This window comes from Candidatus Paracaedimonas acanthamoebae (genome assembly GCA_017307065.1).
In the GTDB taxonomy this organism is placed as follows: domain Bacteria; phylum Pseudomonadota; class Alphaproteobacteria; order Caedimonadales; family Caedimonadaceae; genus Paracaedimonas; species Paracaedimonas acanthamoebae_A.
In genome coordinates, this window is the sequence record JAFKGL010000013.1 from 42,216 (window position 1) to 58,065 (window position 15,850).

The 15,850-nt window shown below is 38.0% G+C and carries 21 protein-coding genes and 2 other RNA genes; 14 read left to right on the plus strand and 9 right to left on the minus strand.

Annotation, left to right across the window (positions count from 1 at the left end; all coding sequences use genetic code 11):
• Window positions 1-19: 19 nt before the first annotated feature.
• From J0H12_02630 to J0H12_02645, 4 genes are read right to left on the minus strand one after another with little or no spacing between them, the layout of a single operon-like run.
• Window positions 20-922, minus strand: a complete 903-nt coding sequence (locus J0H12_02630; protein ID MBN9412810.1) for a ribose-phosphate diphosphokinase — start codon at window positions 920-922, stop codon at window positions 20-22.
• A 34-nt stretch (window positions 923-956) separates the two neighbouring features.
• On the minus strand, window positions 957-2,078 hold the full coding sequence (locus J0H12_02635) for a hypothetical protein (protein MBN9412811.1): 1,122 nt from the start codon (window positions 2,076-2,078) through the stop codon (window positions 957-959).
• Window positions 2,075-2,719, minus strand: coding sequence for a hypothetical protein (locus tag J0H12_02640; GenBank protein MBN9412812.1), 645 nt, complete (start codon window positions 2,717-2,719; stop codon window positions 2,075-2,077). The genes J0H12_02635 and J0H12_02640 overlap by 4 nt, the downstream gene beginning before the upstream one ends.
• A complete protein-coding gene (locus tag J0H12_02645; GenBank protein ID MBN9412813.1) occupies window positions 2,716-3,432 on the minus strand; it encodes a uroporphyrinogen-III synthase in 717 nt (238 codons plus the stop codon). The genes J0H12_02640 and J0H12_02645 overlap by 4 nt, the downstream gene beginning before the upstream one ends.
• A gap of 170 nt (window positions 3,433-3,602) precedes the next feature.
• On the opposite strand from J0H12_02645, the gene J0H12_02650 reads away from it, so the two are divergent.
• Window positions 3,603-4,490, plus strand: coding sequence for a glycosyltransferase family 9 protein (locus tag J0H12_02650; protein ID MBN9412814.1), 888 nt, complete (start codon window positions 3,603-3,605; stop codon window positions 4,488-4,490).
• Window positions 4,491-4,521: 31 nt separating this feature from the next.
• Here J0H12_02650 and J0H12_02655 read toward each other — a convergent pair whose 3' ends face one another.
• The 5 genes from J0H12_02655 to J0H12_02675 all read right to left on the minus strand — a co-directional run bounded on the left by J0H12_02655 (window position 4,522) and on the right by J0H12_02675 (window position 8,515).
• Complete coding sequence (locus tag J0H12_02655; protein MBN9412815.1) at window positions 4,522-4,950, minus strand: winged helix DNA-binding protein; 429 nt, start codon at window positions 4,948-4,950, stop codon at window positions 4,522-4,524.
• A 165-nt stretch (window positions 4,951-5,115) separates the two neighbouring features.
• Window positions 5,116-6,468, minus strand: coding sequence for a Na+/H+ antiporter NhaC family protein (locus J0H12_02660; protein ID MBN9412816.1), 1,353 nt, complete (start codon window positions 6,466-6,468; stop codon window positions 5,116-5,118).
• Between the two features lie 67 nt (window positions 6,469-6,535).
• Window positions 6,536-6,769: a DUF1467 family protein gene (locus J0H12_02665; GenBank protein MBN9412817.1), complete on the minus strand. Its 234-nt coding sequence runs from the start codon at window positions 6,767-6,769 to the stop codon at window positions 6,536-6,538.
• A 13-nt stretch (window positions 6,770-6,782) separates the two neighbouring features.
• On the minus strand, window positions 6,783-7,253 hold the full coding sequence (gene nrdR / locus J0H12_02670; GenBank protein ID MBN9412818.1) for a transcriptional repressor NrdR: 471 nt from the start codon (window positions 7,251-7,253) through the stop codon (window positions 6,783-6,785).
• Window positions 7,253-8,515 (minus strand): serine hydroxymethyltransferase, encoded by a 1,263-nt coding sequence (locus J0H12_02675; protein MBN9412819.1) that lies wholly within the window; start codon window positions 8,513-8,515, stop codon window positions 7,253-7,255. Before J0H12_02675 ends, nrdR begins: the two co-directional genes overlap by 1 nt.
• A 60-nt stretch (window positions 8,516-8,575) precedes the next feature.
• Here J0H12_02675 and ssrA point away from each other — a divergent pair.
• From ssrA to rnpB, 13 genes are all read left to right on the plus strand, one after another.
• Window positions 8,576-8,952, plus strand: a transfer-messenger RNA (tmRNA) gene (gene ssrA, locus J0H12_02680).
• A 200-nt stretch (window positions 8,953-9,152) separates the two neighbouring features.
• Window positions 9,153-9,593, plus strand: coding sequence for a hypothetical protein (locus J0H12_02685; protein MBN9412820.1), 441 nt, complete (start codon window positions 9,153-9,155; stop codon window positions 9,591-9,593).
• A gap of 141 nt (window positions 9,594-9,734) precedes the next feature.
• Window positions 9,735-10,139, plus strand: coding sequence for a hypothetical protein (locus J0H12_02690; GenBank protein MBN9412821.1), 405 nt, complete (start codon window positions 9,735-9,737; stop codon window positions 10,137-10,139).
• Window positions 10,140-10,365: 226 nt separating this feature from the next.
• Window positions 10,366-10,866 carry a hypothetical protein gene (locus tag J0H12_02695; protein ID MBN9412822.1) on the plus strand — a complete coding sequence of 167 codons (501 nt, stop codon included), beginning with the start codon at window positions 10,366-10,368 and terminating at the stop codon, window positions 10,864-10,866.
• Window positions 10,867-10,985: 119 nt separating this feature from the next.
• Complete coding sequence (locus J0H12_02700) at window positions 10,986-11,537, plus strand: biotin transporter BioY (GenBank protein ID MBN9412823.1); 552 nt, start codon at window positions 10,986-10,988, stop codon at window positions 11,535-11,537.
• 13 nt (window positions 11,538-11,550) lie between these two features.
• Window positions 11,551-11,976 carry a DUF1284 domain-containing protein gene (locus tag J0H12_02705; GenBank protein MBN9412824.1) on the plus strand — a complete coding sequence of 142 codons (426 nt, stop codon included), beginning with the start codon at window positions 11,551-11,553 and terminating at the stop codon, window positions 11,974-11,976.
• Window positions 11,977-12,171: 195 nt separating this feature from the next.
• The gene (gene rplU / locus J0H12_02710; GenBank protein ID MBN9412825.1) at window positions 12,172-12,657 is read left to right on the plus strand and encodes a 50S ribosomal protein L21; all 486 of its coding nucleotides are present in this window, start codon (window positions 12,172-12,174) and stop codon (window positions 12,655-12,657) included.
• Window positions 12,658-12,670: 13 nt separating this feature from the next.
• The gene (gene rpmA, locus J0H12_02715) at window positions 12,671-12,925 is read left to right on the plus strand and encodes a 50S ribosomal protein L27 (GenBank protein ID MBN9412826.1); all 255 of its coding nucleotides are present in this window, start codon (window positions 12,671-12,673) and stop codon (window positions 12,923-12,925) included.
• 69 nt (window positions 12,926-12,994) lie between these two features.
• Window positions 12,995-14,014 carry a GTPase ObgE gene (gene obgE / locus J0H12_02720; protein ID MBN9412827.1) on the plus strand — a complete coding sequence of 340 codons (1,020 nt, stop codon included), beginning with the start codon at window positions 12,995-12,997 and terminating at the stop codon, window positions 14,012-14,014.
• A gap of 60 nt (window positions 14,015-14,074) precedes the next feature.
• Window positions 14,075-14,476, plus strand: coding sequence for a ribosome silencing factor (gene rsfS / locus J0H12_02725; protein ID MBN9412828.1), 402 nt, complete (start codon window positions 14,075-14,077; stop codon window positions 14,474-14,476).
• Window positions 14,477-14,481: 5 nt separating this feature from the next.
• Window positions 14,482-14,781: a hypothetical protein gene (locus J0H12_02730; GenBank protein ID MBN9412829.1), complete on the plus strand. Its 300-nt coding sequence runs from the start codon at window positions 14,482-14,484 to the stop codon at window positions 14,779-14,781.
• Window positions 14,782-14,856: 75 nt separating this feature from the next.
• Window positions 14,857-15,384 carry an RDD family protein gene (locus J0H12_02735; protein MBN9412830.1) on the plus strand — a complete coding sequence of 176 codons (528 nt, stop codon included), beginning with the start codon at window positions 14,857-14,859 and terminating at the stop codon, window positions 15,382-15,384.
• A gap of 49 nt (window positions 15,385-15,433) precedes the next feature.
• Window positions 15,434-15,803: RNase P RNA component class A (gene rnpB, locus J0H12_02740), an RNA gene on the plus strand.
• Window positions 15,804-15,850 lie beyond the last annotated feature (47 nt).

Genomic DNA, 15,850 nt, shown 5'->3' on the forward strand with positions numbered 1-15,850 from the left:
GCGTCGTTAGGTGAGGCCCTTAAGCGCAAGAGCTGATAGCTTCGGCTAATAAAAACGCAATCGAAAGATGGCGAAATTTAGGGTGCTGTTTTTCTGACATAGGCGTGAAGATACTGTCGGTAAAGACAACTTCTTGCAAAGGGGAGAGAGTGATTTTATCAAAAGCAGAGCCCGAAAGAAGAGGATGTGTACAGTAGGCATTCACTGACTTGGCTCCCTTTTCCATAAGGAGTTCAGAAGCTTTACAAAGAGTTTCAGCTGTATCCACGATATCATCAACAATAATGCAATTTTGATCAACGACTGAGGCATTGAGTTTCATGGTACATGTTCTTGAGCTTTCATTCCTTTCTTTCTGTAAAGTAATGACGTCTACATTTAAATGATGGGCGAGCATTTGTGCTCTGTCTTGACCTCCAGCATCAGGCGAGACAATCAGAAGATTTTCTAAAGAATGGAAGGTCAAGATATCTTTACAAAACAGGGGCGCTGTTGAAAGATTATCAAGAGGAATCGTAAAGTATTTTTTGATTTGAGGGGCGTGCAAATCAATGGTGATAATTCTTTTGATTTTTGTGGATTGTAGAAGCTGGGCTATCAATTCTGAAGCAACTGAAGATTGGTTGGTTATAAGCCGATCTTGACGGGCATAACCATAATAAGGAATGACAACAGTAATAGAACAAGGCGAGCTTTGTTTTAAAGCATTCAGGGTGATAAGTAACTCCATTAAAGTATCGTTGACAGGAAAAGAAATCGCCTGAATAAGAAAAACGTCTTCTCCTTTTAATTCATCAAGAATTTCAACAAAAATTTCTTTGTCAGAAAATATTTTAAGAGAGGTTTTTACAAGGGGAAGTCCCAGGAAAGAGGAGATCTTTTCGGCAAGAGGCTTATTACTATTCCCACTAAGAATTTTCATAAAATAATCTCATTAGCGTCTTATTTTTATCGCTTTAATTTAAAGCGTTATACTGGGAGAATTTTTTTTCTAAATTCTTGACCGTTAAGGGGTCTTTTGTAACTTTGGCGAGTTGATGAAGATACTCTTGTGTCGCTCCCCAGAGATTAGCTTTATGGGCAGCTTCCGCTAGAACAACTAAAGAAACTTCATGCTCTTGATTATGGGCTGTTAATTTTTGAATTGCTTCGTAAGCCTTAAGAGGCGTTTCAGGCTTCACAGAGTGGATATAGAGCTGGAGCAGTTCTTGATCGGGCGATCGTTTCCAAAGATGCTTGATTAGAAATTGAGCTCGCCACCGATGATTAAGTTTTATATGAAGTTCCGCTAAAATTTTGCCTTCTTCGATTCCTGGGTGAATTCGATAAGCTTTTTTTGCCCGGGAGAGAGCTTCTTTATGAGATTGTTGCCCTTCTAAAGATTTAGCCCATCCTGCAAATAAGGCGCTTTTTTTCTCATTCATAACGTCATCTCCAAAGTAGCCAATTTTCTTAAGTTGACTTAAAGCATACTCAGCTTTTTTATAGTCACCTAAGGCTTGAGCTTGTTCATAAATGATTTTAAGGGCGCATGGTGAATCTGGAAAATATTGAAGAGCTTTTTCTGCATACGCCTGAGCTTGTGCTTGGCGATCTTCTTTTAAACTAAGACGCGATAGACCTTGCCATCCTAGATATTCAACACCTTTGAAAGTCGTCATAATTTTAAAAATAGTTTTGGCTTGTTCATCGTCATTCAATGCCATTAAGGCCATTGCTTCAAAGTATTCGCCAAGCCCTGCGGTAGGGCTATATTTTTGGATAAATTTGGCTTTTTCAAGGGCAATTTTCGGAAGGCCACGTTCTAGAGCTGTAAAAGTTGCAAGAATGACTTCTGGAATTTTTTTACGATGCCGTGCTTGATTATATTTTCGCCAGTTAAAAATAAAAGATAAAAACTGAGAAGATATATTGAAAATGATGAAGAAAGTAATAAGGAATAAAAACAGAATTCCTGCTGTTGTTTCAATCTGATAATCTCCCCAACTAAGGGTGATATGTCCAGCCTGCCATTGTAAATAAAGAATCAGACTTCCTAAAAATAAGCTTGTTAATAAATAGAAAAATATTTTTTTCATGACTCATCTCCTCTAGAGAGCGATTTTTGAAAATTTGTTGCTTTTGCAAGCCAATGATGAAGAGAAGAGGCAGGGTCGTTCCCTAAAGGGCGAAGGAGTTCTATCGCTTGTAAAAGGTTTCCTTCTTTAAGAAATTCGTAAGCTTTTTTGTATATTTGGTGATGGGGAGTTTCTTTAATTTGAATATGGCGTGTCAGCCACTTAAAAAATCTTCCCTCTTCCAATAAGGGAATCGAAAGGGGCGAAGAAGTTTCAGTGTCCATGAGAGATTTGAATTCAATGATAAGGGCTTGGTAAGACGTATCTGTTTTTTGTTGGGTCGATTCATTCTTCGTTGGTTCATTTTTATCTGCGGCAAGAAGTTCTAATTGATTATTAAGAGTAAGAAAATATGTCTCATACAGTTTTATCTTTTCTTCTGTCAGAGCAAGTCTTTTTTCGAGTTTATGAAGGTCAGTTGTAAGTGTGTTAACAGCTTGAGTAGGGTTAAAATGACGAATGACAAGTGCAATACCAATCAGGACAAACCCAAAAATAATAATATTTGCAAAAAGAATTTTTTTTAAGAGGAAAGAGTTAGGATGTTCTTGTTCTGAATCTATAGAGGTTTTTGTTTCTTGAGCGTGTTCATTTTCATTCACAGGATATTCTCCTTTTTTAAATCTTTTAGAATTTCAATGATTTCTTGCCGGCTTGGGGATGCAGCTGTATAAAGTTTCCGCCATTTTATTTCAGAAACAATGTTTGAAATTTCTGGACTTAAGCAAACCCCATAAAGAAACTGACATAAATCTTTATAATTCTCGACCAGTTTAGCAAATATTTGGGCGCTGCGGGGAGAAAAAAAAGTGACGACTGAAATGGTTTTATCTTTCAAAAAATTCTGAGTTTGAAGATCGAGAGAAGTACATTCAATTGTATTATACGCAATAATCTGTTTGGCGGAGAAACCAAGCTCAGTAAGAGGTAAGATAAGATCTGTATGGATATAATCTCCCGTAATACAGGCGATTTCTTTTTCTGCTGGAGAGCATGTTGTTTGTATGAGAGGTAAAAGAGAGAGGGCAGTTCCATTTCCTGGGATGATTTTTTTGAAATGAAAAGAAGATGCAAGGTTCATCGATTCTTGCCCCACAACAAAAAGAGGAAGAGATCTTTCTTGATTTTGGGTGGCAAAGGATCGAAGGCCATTTAAGCTTGTTATAACAAAAGCTTGAGCACGTTCTGGATCATACTGAAAATGTTTTTGTTCAATCTCAAGTAATGGATTGATATGACTTTCAATCCCGTAATCCTGGAGATCTTTTGCAAGTTTCTGAGAATCATATTGAGGACGTGTAAGTAGCACCTTCATTTTATTAAATTTAAGCTCATAATAATATTTGTAAATAGCCTTTTATGAAGTTAAAAATAGGAAAGAAATCACTATTTTAACCCTCTATAAGGATAAAGAGCTTGCTCTTAAAGAACTACAAAAAAATTCTGGTCATTAAACATGGCGCTCTTGGAGATCTGATAAATGCGATGGGAGCATTTGCAGAGATCCGGCATCAACATTCTCAAGCTCATATTATTCTTTTGACGAGTCCCGCTTATATCGATTTGATGGGCAAGACAGGTTATTTTAATCAAATTATAGGTGATGCACGGTCTAGAAATCCTTTTTTAATAGGGAAATTACGGGCACAACTTTTATCGTTGAATGTCGAACGCGTATACGACTTACAAAATTCAGACAGGACAGGTCTTTATTTTAAACTCTTAGGTCCTGGAAAACGCCCGGAATGGTCGGGAATTGCTCCAGGATGTTCACACCCTCAAAAGAGGGAAAATCGAAGGAAACTTCATGCTTTTCTAAGATTCGCTGATCAATTGAAAATGGCAGGATTTGATCTAAAAGGGAAAGAAGAACTTTTCCCCGATTTATCATGGTTGAAGAGAGAGATAAGTCATCTTGATTTTCCTAAAAAAGCGGTACTTTTGGTGCCTGGTAGTTCTTTAAGGGGAGCATATAAAAGATGGCCAGCAGAGAGGTATGCTGAATTTGCGCTATGGCTCAAAGATAAAGGATTTAATCCTGTTTTATTAGGAGGTGCTGAAGATATTGAGGTGATCAATCGTATTCTCAATATTTTTCCAACTATTCATAATTTAAGCCAAAAAACTAACTTTTTTGAAATAGGTGTCTTAGCCTCAAAATCTCTTGCAATTATTGGGAATGATACGGGATCCATACATTTAGCTGCTGCAATGAAATGTCCAACCTTAGTTTTGTGGTCGAATGCCTCCGAGCCAGAGATTTATGCCCCACGAGGGCAGCATGTAAAGGTATTATATTCGCCAAATTTATCGGATTTGAGACTCAAACAAGTTCAAGAATCAGTGCTAGAAATATTGGAATACAAGGGCTAAAATAAAAAATAACTCCTTATCCAATATGAATCTAAAATCTCATATCATGAGTGACTGTAAAATTCCAAAAAGACTCAAGACGAGCCAGTAGGGATTTAAGATTTTTTAGGTCTTGTTCAGCAATACCATTATGTTTCATGTTTTTTGTATGTTCAGAAAGGATCTGATCAAATCTTTGATATAGTTTTAATCCTTTTTCTGAAAGTCGGATGTGGCTTGAGCGACGATCATGAGACGATTGTTCTTGTATTAAGTAGCCCGTTTCAACCATTTTTTTAAGATTGTAGGTAACATTGGAGCCAAGATAGTATCCACGATTAGAAATTTCACCCACTGTGAGATGATTTTCTGCTATATTATAAAGGATAAAGCACTGTACATTATTAATATCTTTTATTTTTAAGCGGTCTAGTTCAATTCGAGTGACTTCAAGAAAAAGTCGATGGAGTCTTTCAATCACCATAATTGAATCAAAATAGATGTTTTTCATTAACTTATCTCTAATTTGTCTCATGTTAATTTTAGAATAATAGAAGATGAGTTAAATTTTAATTAATGTAATGATTTTTCTTGAGGTAAATTCTAGATAAATTTTATGTTTATTATTTTTTTTAGGGGTAATTTTTTATTGTTTTGTAAGGGAAAATTTGGGTTTTTGAAGAAGGATTGCATAAATGCCCATTATGCCCAAAGCATAACAATAATAAACATGAGGTATAATAGTTAACGGAGAGAGCCCTGCGATCGAGCCTGCAAGTAAAATTTGAGCACTATAGGGCAAGATTCCTTGAAACACACAAGAGAAGAGATCAATCAGTGTTGCGCTTCGTGCAGGATTAAGATCATATTTTTTTGCGAGTTCTCGGGTTGCGTCTCCGCTAAGAATGATTGAAATCGTATTATTTGCGGTACAAATGTCACAAGCGCTTACAATGGAAGCAATTGCAATTTCGGCAATCGGTTTTGATTTTTTCTGAGAGAATTTTTGCACAAATCGAGTCGCTAGATTTATTAAAAAGCGCAATCCTCCTTGGATTTTTGTGAGATGACTTAACCCGCCGATAAGGAGGGATAAGATAAGAATTTCTTGCATGCTGCCATAACCTTGATAAATATTTTTGGCATACGTAATAAAGTTATAATTAGGCGTAAAACTAAGCCCAATAAGACCCGCTGATAAAATCCCAAAAGTTAAAACAAGAAATACATTAACCCCTGAAATAGCAAGGACTAAGACAAAGAAATAGGGTGTGCTGGCAATCCATTGAAAGTCTTCTGTCTGGAAGCAAGATTGACAAGGATTATTAAAACCGTAGGTGATCAAAATTATTAGCGTTATAAGCATGGCGGGTAAGGCGATTAAGCTATTAATTTTGAATTTTTCTTTAAGGCTTCCTCCTTGCGTTTGAACGGCTGCAATCGTCGTGTCGGAGATGAGAGAAAGGTTATCACCAAACATTGCCCCACCAACCACAGTTCCCAGTGTAAGAGGAATTGAAAGTCCTGTGGCATTGGCAATTCCAAAAGCAATCGGCGCCATGGCTGCAATCGTACCCATGGAGGTTCCCATGGCGGTTGCAATAAAGGCACTCAGGATAAAAATCCCAGGTAGGGTCGCTTGTGTTGGAAGAAAGGCAAGCGTTAGATTAACGGTCGCTTCAACGCCACCAATACCTTTTAATACTTCGGTATAAGCACCTGCTAACAGATAGATCATACACATTGTAATGATGCTATTATCTCGAACACCTTCGATGAAGTGATTAAGCTTTGTGGTAAAAGTTCCCTCTCCCAATGTGATCGCTAAGATAATGGCAGGTAAAATCGCTACAGTTGCTGAAATTTGATAAAAAGCAAAAGGCATTCCTTGAAAGCTAAAATAAATGCCACTTCCGATAAAAATGATTAAAAATAAAAAAATTGGACAGAGGGCATACCCTCCTGAAAGTTTAAATTGGTGAGAAAAATGGGGTCTCATTTTTAATATTCTATCATTTTGAGGAGGTTATAGGACATTTTATCTTAATTTTTGGAAAAATATTGGCTTAAGTCCATAGTGAAACCCAATTATTTTCAGCGATCCAATAGACCAGGGTTGTTAAGATAAAAGCTATTATCGTTGTGAAGAGAAATTTCAGGCCTAAACCATGTTTTGAGGGGGCTCCTCTATCATGCCCTTGGGGAGGGTTAATTTCTTTTTTTAGTCCCAAAGGAAGCAGAGAAAAGAAAGATAACCACCAAAAGAGAGTAAAGACGATAATAATAGAAATTAAGCTCATGGGAAGGCCTATCTTAGGTGGGATCTTGTTCTTCTGATGAATCTAGATCTCTAATGAAATTCTTGAAGTCTCCAGGAACATCAAAATCTTGATAAACAGAAGCAAAACGAACGTAAGCAACTTTATCAAGCTCATAAAGAGATTGCATTACCATTTCACCAATTTTAGTGGAGGGAATTTCAGTTTCTCCGCAAGATTCAAGTTGTCTTACAATACTGCTAATCACGCGTTCTCTTCTGTCATTATCAATGGGCCGTTTATGAAGAGCTAACTCCATTGAATGAGAGAGTTTTTCGCGCTCAAAAGGTTCAAGTTCTCCATTTTTCTTGATAATTTTTAACGGAAGAAGTTGAACGCGCTCAACGGTTGTGAAGCGGGCTCCACAATCCGTGCAATGTCTACGCCGACGAATCCCCACGTTTTCTTCGATGGCTCGTGAGTCTTTGACCGCCGTATCAGGGTGACCACAAAAGGGGCAGCGCATTAAAAATCCTTATAAAGAGGAAAGGCCTGACAAAGATGAGTAACCTTTTGCCGAATCTTTTGTTGTGTGGCTGTAAGATCTCCTTGGCGAAGACTTTTTAATAATTCTGCGATCATCAATCCAATTTCTTCGAATTCTGCTTCCCCCATGCCTCGCGTGGTGAGAGCTGGAGAACCTAAACGAATCCCAGAAGTTTTTAAGGGAGGCAAAGGGTCAAAAGGGATTCCATTTTTATTGCAAGTGATTCCGGCGTGCTCAAGAGCCTCACAAGCTTCATGGCCCGTTAATTTTTGATGCTGCAAATCAACAAGTAAAAGATGGCAATCTGTCCCTTTGGTTGTGATATTAAATCCTTGCTCGGTCAATGTTTTCACGAGAGTTTGCGCGTTTTTAACAACTTGAGTTGCATAGTGCTTAAAAGTAGGAGAAAGCGCTTCTTTGAACGCAACGGCTTTTGCGGCAATAACGTGCATTAAAGGGCCGCCTTGAGCACCGGGAAAGATAGCTGAATTAAATTTCTTTCCTATATCTTGATGATTGGAAAGGATCATTCCCCCGCGAGGACCTCGTAAAGTTTTATGAGTGGTCGTTGTGACAACATGCGCATGGGGAAGAGGTGAGGGGAAAACGCCCCCAGCAACTAATCCCGCAAAATGGGCCATATCTACCATTAAGTAAGCGCTAATCTGGTCAGCAATCTTTCTAAAGCGTTCAAAATCAATGATGCGAGGATAAGCGGAGCCCCCGGCAATAATCAGCTTAGGTTTATGTTTTAGGGCAAGTTCCTCGATAAGATCATAATCTAAAAGATGAGTTTCTTTATGGACAGGATAACTAACGGCGTTAAACCATTTGCCTGACATATTCACGGCTGAACCATGGGTGAGATGTCCACCGCAGTTAAGATCCATCCCTAAAAAGGTATCACCTGGCTTCAGAAGTGCTAAAAATACAGCTTGGTTCGCTTGTGATCCCGAATGTGGTTGTACATTTACATAAGTGCAATTAAAAAGTTGTTTCGCCCGCTCTATGGCAAGGGTCTCAACTTGATCCACATAAGTGCATCCTCCATAGTAACGGTGTCCAGGATATCCTTCTGCATATTTATTCGTCATAATGCTGCCCTGAGCCTCGAGGACAGCGGGAGAAACGAAATTTTCGGAAGCAATCATCTCGAGTTGGGTTTGTTGACGATGAAGCTCGTGCTCAATAGCCTGGAAGACATCGGCATCTTGAAGGGGAAGAAATTTAAATTCTGTCATCGGCAACTTCCTTTTTTAATGGCCAAAGACTAACAGAGAAAATGTAAAGGTTCTAGAGTTTCTCTTCCTTTTCTTAGAAAAATTTAGTATAATAGGTTTGTTAGGGTTTCCTAACTATGGCGATAAACGCGCTACGGAATAGGTGGGACGGACCCGGGGGCGGTACCCGGCGCCTCCACCAAACCTGTGAAGGCTTTAAACGCACAGCTTTGGTGGGGGCGAAATAGGATCGACGTACGCTCAAAGGTAGAAGCTTTCGCTCGACATGGTACCGTCGCAAATGGACTAAAAATAGTAAATGGCAAATCAAAATTTGCTCTTAATGGTAATGTACCTCAAGCCATCAATAACAATGGTGTAGAGGCTGCAACAGCTTATGCTGCTGCTTAGTTATCGTTAGCGGTTCGAGGGGCACCGGGCAACAGAAGCCCCTCACTTTAATCGCACAATGGTACGCACATTAATTTTTCATGCGCTGAAAAATTTGTGAGTTCATTTCATTTTTTCGGATATTCGTAAGAACTTTTTCTAATTTTAATTCACATCATTTTGCTTTTTTATTGTCTTTTTGTCAAGTGTAGGGTAATTAAGTTAAGCATCATTGATGGATTATTTCATAACGTATAGAATTTCATAAATGGGTATCTTAATCACGTCTAAAAATAAACTCTTTCTATTTGTTTTTCTGAGTACTTTCTTCTTTCAAAACCCAATTGTTGCTACTGAGGCAGACATAGAGTCCAACTCTGCAAAGAAACAATTAACTCTTATTGTTGGAAATACATATGAAAAAGGTTGGGTTAAGCCAAGTGTTGCAAAGCTTATAGGACAAGATGCTGCTGATTTTACCCACATAAACAGCTTCCAAGGACGCGTTGTAAGTGTTGACTTAGCTCCTCTTCATCAAAAAGGGGATTATGAACATTTAGCTTTAGATTTTGTAAAAACAAAGCCTGAGAAAATTATAGAAGCTTTAGGAAGTCCTCCTACGTGCATTTTCTTTGAATGGTTTCCTTCATGTGTTGAAAATGAGCCTGAAAATAATATTACGCCTCTTTTATTGCCAGCCCAGCTCTAAAAAATGCTTTTAATATTTTAGCAGATAGTGGGGAGGTTATCATAGAGCACATGCCGCATGCTGTTTATTTGCCAGATGAATATGGCGAATCTTTAACAAAATTAATACAAGAAGTAAAATGTGACTTAAAATATCTAAAAAATGCAGCCCCTTATTCTGAGAGTGGTACAAAAACTCCGGGAACTCTTTCGGCACTTTTGCAAAAGGCAGACCCTACCTCAAAAATATACTGATTATAGTATTATTGATAAAGATGTTGAGGTATTTGCAGAAAATTTTGGTGTCAATAAGCCAACGATGGCCGGTATGATACAAAATGGCTTGGTCGGGTATTATATGGAAAATAACCATCAATACCAAGGTTATTTTAATTTATTTGATGTCTATTATTATATGGAAACTCAAAAGATTTCTATTTTAAAGACTCTGAGAGAGATCGGGTTTAAGAATGCTTCCATTGAATATGATTCAGGTCCCAATCCTTATAATGGAAGAAAGCATACTTGGATCATAAAAGCTTCTAAATCATCAAACTTAAAAAATTAAAGGGGCTTTGTTGTAAAAAAGCGATTTGTCTTGATCCCATTTTCTATGAAATAGGGGAAATAAGAGGAATTTTTCGCTCTTACAATAGGCCTCTTTTATCTATTTACTAATTTTATTTTTAAATTCTTGAATATAAAATCTGCTTACGTCATTTTAAAAAATGAGTGCGCTTTTTGAGCGGTATTAATTTTTTTGAAATGGTTTCAAGGTAAGATGGTGATATAGCATGACAGATATAGAAAATAAGGACAAAGACGTGGGCCGCAATAAAGCTTTTGATTATGATGAAATGGTTCAAGCTGCATTAAGGGGTGTCGTTCGCAATGCCTTACAGCAAGCCAGTAAAGAAGGTCTTTCAGGAAGACATCACTTTTATATTACCTTTGAATCCAGTCGACCAGATGTGAAGGTGCCTGAATACCTGAGAAAGCAACATCCAGAAGAAATTACAATTGTTCTGCAGCATCAATTTTGGGATCTCAAAGTGGATGATAAAGGGTTTTCTGTGTTACTTAGTTTTAATGAAGTTCAAGAACGTATTGAAGTAAGTTATGCAGCCTTAATTAGTTTCTTAGACCCTTCTGTAAAATTTGGGTTGCAATTTGAGCCAAGCCCACCTGCTTCACCTGAAAAGAAAACGAAGAAGGAAAAAGCAGAAGAGCCAACAAAGGTAGAAGAAAATAAGAAAAAAGTTGTTGAGCTAGATACTTTCCGCAATAAAAAATAAAATTGAATTATATCAATGGAAACTTAAAAGGCAGAGGCTTCATCTGCCTTTTGTCTTAAGGAGTAGACCCTTTATGAAAATCTTGCTATAAGGACGACATATTAAATGTGGAGGATCCAATGCAAAGAACACAAAAAATAGATCTTTTAAAAGCAGGTATGCAGTCAAATACAGTACAAGTTGCTTTAGGGGTTATGCTCCTTTTTGCCTGTTCTCAAATTCAAATTCCCTTAAAGCCAGTCCCTATTACATTGCAGACATTAGCTGTTATGTTAATTGGATTAACCTATAGACCTCGCCAGGCATTTGAGGCCGTTTTTGTTTATCTTTTATTGGGAGCCATTGGGACGCCAGTTTTTTCTAACTTTTCAGGAGGCTATGCGAACTTAGTCGGACCTACAGGCGGTTATTTTGTGGGCTTTTTAGTTGCGGCTCCCTTAACAGCTTGGATATTTTCAAAATTTGAGCAAAAATCCTGGGGATCTATTCTTGCGAGTTGTGCGATGGGGCAAGCAATGATTTACGTTCTTGGTGTCACGTGGCTTGCAAAATTTGTAGGATTTGAATCAGCTTTGAAAACTGGAGTTCTTCCATTTATCTTGCCAGGTCTTGTTAAGACATTTATTTTGGCGAGCATTATTCGAGCGATAAGAGGCACTTTACAGAAATAGAAAAAATAGCGATATGCTAAATTTTCGTCCTCATCATTTCCTGTGTACGATAGGATTTGTGGGGGAAGGTTATTCGCCAAATTTCGTCAAGAACTATGCAAAGATCGTTAATAAGCTTGAGGAAGATGAAAACACTTCTATAAGAGTACATTTTGGAACAGATTCTATTTGTGCCGCTTGTCCTGGAAAATTGGCGCGCGACTTATGTATGAGTCAAAAAAAGATTGATCCCCTGGATGATGCGCACGCTAAGATTTTAGAGTTGAAGAATGGGGAAATTCTTACTTGGAAACAAGCCAAAGGGCGCCTTATAAAAAAAATGACCTTTAAAGCTTTTCATCAGGCCTGTAAGAGGTGCAATTGGAAAAAATTAGGGGTATGTGAAACTGCTTTAAGAAGTCTAAAATCTTTCTCTAAAACAGAAAAATATTTAAGGTAACACGATGGTAAACTTGCTGGGGGTAAATGGGAGATTAATTTCTTCTTCTTTCCTGCAAAAGCTCTTGACTTCTGCCCATAAGAATTATACTGAAGGGTATCGTAAGCCTGAATACAGGTTTAAAAATTAGTTTTTACTTAGTGCTTAAGTGTGTTAAAAAGCACAAGCTTATAAATTTAAATAGATGGATTGAACATGTTTGCAGTCATTAAGACAGGTGGAAAGCAGTATAAGGTCTCAAATGGAGACGTCGTTAAAGTTGAACGTTTGGAAGGGGAAGCAGGAGCAACTCTCCATCTAAGTGATATTTTGATGCTCGGTGAAGAGAGCAAGATGACTGTTGGTGCACCTGTTGTGCAAGATGCTGCAGTTCGTGCGACCATCTTAGAGCAAGCACGTGCCGACAAGATAATTGTTTTTAAAAAGCGTCGTCGCCAAGGGTATCGTCGTAAGGCGGGTCATCGCCAAGACCTAACTGTATTACGTATTGAAGAAGTGATTGCCTCTGGGGCGGGTTCACTCCCTAAATATACAGCTCCTAAAGGGAATGCTGTAAAATCACCATCTTCAGATGAAAAAGCACCAAAAGTTGATGCAGCACCAAAAGCAACGGCAAAAGCAAAACCAGCAGGTGAAGAAAAAGTTAAGAAAGCCTCTGTTAAAAAAGAGACAAAGAAGTAGTAGGAGATTTTAAATGGCACATAAAAAAGCTGGTGGTAGTTCTCGTAACGGACGCGACTCAGCAGGTCGTCGTTTGGGCGTCAAAAAATATGGTGGTGAATCTGTGATTTCAGGAAATATAATTGTTCGTCAAAGAGGAACAAAGTATCATCCTGGTAAAAATGTTGGAATTGGAACGGATCATACCCTTTTTGCGACAACTGAAGGTAAAGTGAAATTTTCTTCAGGGCTTAAAGGTCGTACTTACGTTTCAATTGTTACTCAATAATATATCTTCAAATAAAGATAATAAGGAGAGCTCAAATCCTGAGTTCTCCTTTATTTTTGGTTAAATTTTATGAAATTCCTTGATGAAGCAAAAATCTTTCTAAAGAGCGGTGATGGTGGCCCTGGATGCGTTAGTTTTCGCCGTGAAAAATTTATTGAATATGGAGGGCCTAACGGTGGTGATGGGGGACGTGGCGGCGATGTCATTATAGAAGCCATTGAAAATTTAAATACTCTAATCGATTATCGTTATCAGCAGCATTTTAAAGCAGGCCGCGGACACCATGGAATGGGAACTAATCGAACTGGTGCAAATGGGCATGAGGTCATTTTAAAAGTTCCTGTTGGGACCCAAATTTACTATGATGATAAACAAACCTTATTAGCTGATTTTGATAAGCCAGGAAAACGTCTTGTTTTATTGAAAGGTGGTATTGGTGGCCGTGGCAATACACACTTTAAATCTTCTGTTAATCAAGCCCCGCGCCGTGCTGATACGGGAATGCCTGGAGAAGAATTATGGGTTTGGTTGCGACTTAAGCTTATTGCTGATGTTGGTTTAGTTGGGCTGCCGAACGCTGGGAAATCAACTTTTCTTTCCGTCACTTCTCGAGCCAGACCTAAGATCGCAGATTATCCTTTTACGACACTCCATCCACAATTAGGTGTAGTGCATGTTGATAATCATGAATTTGTACTCGCAGATCTGCCAGGTCTTATTGAAGGAGCTCATGAAGGTGTTGGTCTCGGGACACGCTTTTTAGGGCATGTTGAACGGTGTAAAGTTATTCTACATCTCGTCGATAGTACATTAGAAGATCCTATTCAGGCTTACAAAACTATTCGGGCTGAGCTTGAAAGCTATGGTCATGGTCTTGCTGATAAAAAAGAAATCATTGCTTTTAATAAGATAGACGCTTTAACCGAAGAAGAAATACAAATCAAAAAAAGAGTTTTAGAAGAGACTTTAGAAAAACCTGTCTACTTTTTATCTGCGGTAAGCGGCACAGGAGTGCAGCCAATCTTACGTCTTCTTTATGAAAATATTCAAGAATTTAAGTCAGTAGACGAGCAAGATTCGTCTCTATAAATTCATTTTATTTAAGTAAATATTAGAGTATAATAAAAATATAGGGTGAGAAAATAGAAGATGATGAAAATAAATTCAAAAATAACTACCCGTTCTCAAGTTTTTGATGCAGGTCTTATTTCTTTTATTAAGAATTTCTTAGAAGATCATAAAGTTGAAGATATTTCTATAATTGATCTTTTCAATAAATCTGTGATGTCTGATTATTTAATTATTGGAACAGGACGTTCTCAAAAACATGCAAGAATGAGCATTGAAATTTTGCACTTAGAACTTGCAAAACAAGGATATAAACAAATTGTTGTTGAAGGGTTGCCTAATAGTGAATGGGTACTTTTAGATGCAGGATCAGCCATAGTCCATCTTTTTACATCTGAAATGCGAGATTCTTATAATCTCGAGAAAATGTGGTCTAGCGATTTTAGGTCATCTCATCATCTAGAAGAAAAGGTGGGGGCTTAATTATAATGAATGATTATGAGAACAATCTTAACCCTGAAGAGGCAAACTCTTCTGAAGAAAAAGGATATGTTGATACTGAAGGCAATGAAAAGTGCCAAAAAGAAAAACAATCACAAATAGCTTTTTTAAAAGAACGAGATGAAAAAAAAGAGTGTGCGAGATCTGCTTATCAAGCTTATATAAATAAAGTCACAGGATATATTACGGATCATGAAGCTGATTGTACAAGTGGGACAGCAACTTCTGCTTCTCAATGGGGAACGTGTTCAAATACACGCCTTGAAGTAACGGAAGAAGATGGCTGATGAAGATTCACCCGGAGAAGCTGGAGCTGCAATTCCAGAAGAAGAAGTGGTGAAATTAATAAGGAGTCAAGAAAAGTGAACAAATCTTTTGAAATTGATGAGCTCAGAAAAACTCCAGAAGTAAGATATATGTATGCAGGATTTTGGATTCGTGCAACAGGATGGGCTTTAGATACATTAATTTTAACTCTTGTTTTAACCCCTATTTTTATAAGTTTAATGGCTTTAACAAGCTATAATAATGAGATTTCAAGCCAAGCAAAGCAGGTTTCCGCATCTTTGCAAGCAGTCGCAAATTTTTCATTTATTTTTGTAGCTTATATTCTTCCTTTATTGCTTCAATGGTTATACTTTTCGCTGCAATATTCTTCAAAATATCAAGCAACTCTTGGCATGAGGGTATTTGGTCTTAGGATAATTTCAGAAACAGGAGGGGCTGTTAGCTTTAGTCGTGCGACAGGTCGATACTTTGCTTCCTTCTTATCTGGCGTAATTTTTTTCATTGGGCGACTTATTATGCCTTTCATGTCACGTAAACAAACCTTACATGACATTATGGCGGGCACTTACATTATTCGCAAAATAGAAATCGAAAAGAAATAATCTGTTAGAGTTGAGAAATAAGAAGAAATTTGATAGAAATAAAATCAAACTCGAAGGTCGGATGATCGCTTCTAATAATTTTAGAGGAGGAAAGTCCGGGCTCCACGGAAAGAGGATGCTGGATAACGTCCAGCGAGGGTAACCTTAGGGAAAGTGCCACAGAAAATATACCGCTAGCCTTGGCTAGTAAGGGTGAAATGGTGCGGTAAGAGCGCACCGCGCCTCTGGTGACAGAGGTGGCAGGGTAAACCCCATCCGGAGCAAGACCAAATAGGGATGATAGTTAGGGAAACCTAAAGGCGCCTTTCCGCGTTATCATCCGGGTAGGTCGCGTGAAGCTTTTGGTAACAAAAGTTCCAGATGAATGATCATCCCTGGGAATCCCAGGACAGAACCCGGCTTATAGACCTTCGAGTTTGCATTTTTTTTATTTAGAACCATGACACAAGAAGGCATAGCCTATAAT